Source organism: Candidatus Zixiibacteriota bacterium (assembly GCA_040752815.1).
Taxonomy (GTDB): Bacteria; Zixibacteria; MSB-5A5; order GN15; family FEB-12; genus JAGGTI01.
Genome location: JBFMGC010000135.1, coordinates 1 through 1025, shown reverse-complemented (window position 1 = coordinate 1025; position 1025 = coordinate 1). Strand labels below are relative to the sequence as shown.

1 protein-coding gene is annotated in these 1025 nt (G+C 58.8%); it reads left to right on the top strand.

Features of this window, described 5'->3' with window-relative positions; genetic code table 11:
• Nucleotides 1-361 precede the first annotated feature (361 nt).
• A partial coding sequence (locus AB1772_13520; GenBank protein MEW5797359.1) for an FAD-dependent oxidoreductase occupies nucleotides 362-1025 on the top strand: 664 nt, incomplete at its 3' end.

The window sequence follows — 1025 nt, the reverse complement described above, 5'->3', positions numbered from 1 at the left end:
CGTGTGGGGAAAACTTTCGAAGTTCCCCCCACCGGATGGCCCGCACCTCTTCACCCCCACGCGTGTGGGGAAAACCCAATAGCGCCACGACCAGTCCTTGTATTAAGATCAGTAGCCATATTTCACTTGACTCAATGTAAATGCTATGGTATATTCTTAGAATATTTGTACTAATAATATCCCTTTAGTCCAAAAAGTGAGGATCTCTTCTTTGGTGATCGCCCGCCCGATCACCCATAGCAGGCGAAGGTGAAACATCGAGTAATACTGTGGAGCGTAGACATAATATGGATAATTTGTGTACAATTAGTCGATATAGAACAGGCTTCAACGAGAAACAACATCCAAAGGAGTAACAGACATGTCACCAACAAATAAGGACGTTAAAATTCACGCCACCCGCGATGCGAGGGAAGCTGGGGACGGGCGTGCCTTTACCCGAGACGGATACGAAATCACCGAACTGTGCGCCACGCTGAACGGCCGGGTGATCACCCCCGATGACCCCGGCTATGACCAGGCGCGCACCGTTTTTTCCGGCGAGTTCGACCGCCGGCCGGCACTCATCGTTAGGCCCACGGATGCAAGCGATGTCGCACGCGTCATCTCGCTGGCACGCGAGAGCGGGATCGAGCTTGCCGTGCGCAGCGGCGGGCATAGCGGCGCCGGTCACAGCGCTTCAGAGGGAGGCATTGTGCTCGACCTGCGGGACATGCGGGCTCTCGACATCGATGTCGAACATCGCACGGCGTGGGCTGAGACCGGCTTGACGGCAGGCGAATACACAACCAAAGCGGGTGCCTACGGGCTGGCCACCGGCTTCGGCGACACCGGCTCGGTGGGGATCGGCGGGATCACGCTGGGCGGCGGAGTCGGTTACCTGGTCCGCAAATACGGCCTGACGATCGACGATCTGCTGGCGGCCGAGGTGGTGACCGCCGATGGCCAGCTCCTGCGCGCCGACGCCGATACCCACCCCGACCTGTTCTGGGCGCTGCGGGGCGGGGGCGGCAACTTCGGCGTGG